This is a genomic window from Acidisphaera rubrifaciens HS-AP3 (assembly GCF_000964365.1).
Lineage (GTDB): Bacteria > Pseudomonadota > Alphaproteobacteria > Acetobacterales > Acetobacteraceae > Acidisphaera > Acidisphaera rubrifaciens.
Window position 1 is genome coordinate 1 of sequence record NZ_BANB01000280.1, and the last position, 2108, is coordinate 2108.

1 protein-coding gene is annotated in these 2108 nt (G+C 66.9%); it reads left to right on the forward strand.

Annotation, left to right across the window (positions count from 1 at the left end):
* Window positions 1-74 precede the first annotated feature (74 nt).
* Entirely contained in the window at window positions 75-1718 is a 1644-nt protein-coding gene (locus tag B8460_RS09370) for a GMC family oxidoreductase (RefSeq protein ID WP_048861331.1), read from the forward strand.
* Window positions 1719-2108 lie beyond the last annotated feature (390 nt).

Genomic DNA, 2108 nt, shown 5'->3' on the forward strand with positions numbered 1-2108 from the left:
AGATCGCCACGATCCCTGGGAGCCCGAGGAAGCCACGCTTGGCCGTGAGGCGCGCGCTGAGAGGATCAACAAGCGTGTCGGCTGATCCGTTCGCGGCTCCGCGCGCCGCGTCCGGGCGTGCGCCCGACGTGTTCCGACCCGGCGCCTGGGTGCCGATGCGGCAATACGCGGACAGCGAGGAGGTCGATGTCGTCGTGATCGGCACCGGTGCCGGCGGCGGCCCGGTGATCGCCGGGCTGGCGGAGCAGGGCTTCTCCGTCATTGGCTTCGATGCCGGGCCGTATTTCAGGCCACTGGAGGACTTCGCCTCCGACGAAACCGAGCAGGACAAGCTCTACTGGAATGACGACCGCATCTCCGAGGGCGCGAATCCGCTGGTGATGGGCGGCAAGAACAGCGGCAAGGCGGTCGGCGGCTCCACCGTGCACTTCGCCATGGTCTCGCTGCGCTTTCGCCCCGAATGGTTCAAAGCCCGCTCCGTGCTCGGCTACGGCGCCGACTGGCCGCTCGACTGGCGCGACATGTGGGATTGGTATGCGAAGGCCGAGCAGGCGCTCAGCATCTCCGGACCCATAGGCTACCCTTGGGGCCCGAAGCGGCCGCGCTATCCGCTGCGCGCGCACCCGATCAACGGCGCGGCGCAGCTGCTCGCCCGTGGCGCGGAAGCCATGGGCTATAGCTGGACGGAGACGCCTCTTGCCACCGTGTCGTCGCCGAAGGGCGACAGCGCCCCCTGTGTTTATCGCGGTTTCTGCCGCTTCGGCTGCTCCACCAACGCCAAGCAGAGCCAGCTGGTGACCTTCATCCCGCGCGCGATCGGCGCCGGGGCGGAGATCCGCGACCTGGCTATGGTCGGCCGGATCGAGACGGGATCGAACGGGCGCGCGACGGGCGTCCACTATCATCGCGAAGGCCGGTGGCGGTTCCAGAAGGCGCGCCACGTTGTGGTAGCCGGCTACGCGATCGAGTCGCCCCGTCTGCTGCTGAACTCCGCCACCGATCGGTTCCCGAACGGCCTGGCCAACAGCTCGGGCTTGGTCGGCCGCTATCTGATGAGCCAGTCCAACCAGGCCGCGTTCGGCTACATGGACGAGGTGGTGCGCGCATATAAGGCGCCGCCCTCCACCACTATCACCGAGCACTGGAATTACCAGGACCGCAAAGACTTCTTCGGCGGCTACTGCTGGATGGCGCAGGGTCCGCTGCCGATCGAGACCATGACCATCCTGACGGGCTCCAAGGGCCTATGGGGCGCCGCGCTGCATGAGGAAATGCTGCGCTACAACCACATGGTCGGGCTTAAGATGGTGGGCGAACAACTGCCCAACCCCGACAACCGCGTCACCTTGGCCGACGACACCGATCAGTACGGCCTGCGCATCCCGCGGATCACCTATGCCTGGGGCGACAACGACAAGGCCATGATCGCCCACGCGCTGGACCAGATGTGCACGAGCCTGGACTTGGTCGGCGCCCGCGACGTGTTTCGTCAAGAGAACGACATGAACCACCTGGGCGGCACCGTCCGCATGGGGTTCTCTCCGGAGGATAGCGTCGTCGACGCGGATTGCCGCAGCTGGGACGTGCCCAATCTCTGGATCTGTGACGGGTCCGTGTTCCCGACGATGGGCGGCGTCAACCCGTCGCTGACCATCACAGCGATTGGTATGCGGACGGCTGCGCGCATTGGTGACATGTCGCGGCGAGGAGAGTTGTAGACGATGGCGCACTCGCTTCGGCCCGGGAAGCCTTTCATAGACGCTGGCACCTGTAGTGCCACGGCACAGTTGCCATGACGCCGCTCGGACGGCGCGGTCTGGTGCGCGGCGCCGCTGCCGCCGGGCTGGCGGCGGCGTAGCCGAATGGTCCGGCCGCGGCCCGCGGTGCCGGAACTGCATGGCAACCGCTTCCGCCTGCGGCTTGACCGCGTAGCGATCGAAAGTCCGGCACTAGCGACTGGGCCAACGCGATCAATGGCAGCGTTCCCGGCCCGACGCTGCGATGGCGCTCTAGGGTGACGTCGTCACCCTAGAGCGCCATCCGACCTGATGGAATCGCGAGGGATTCCCGAATGGGCGGAATGCTGATTCACGCTACCTGCCGGAGCG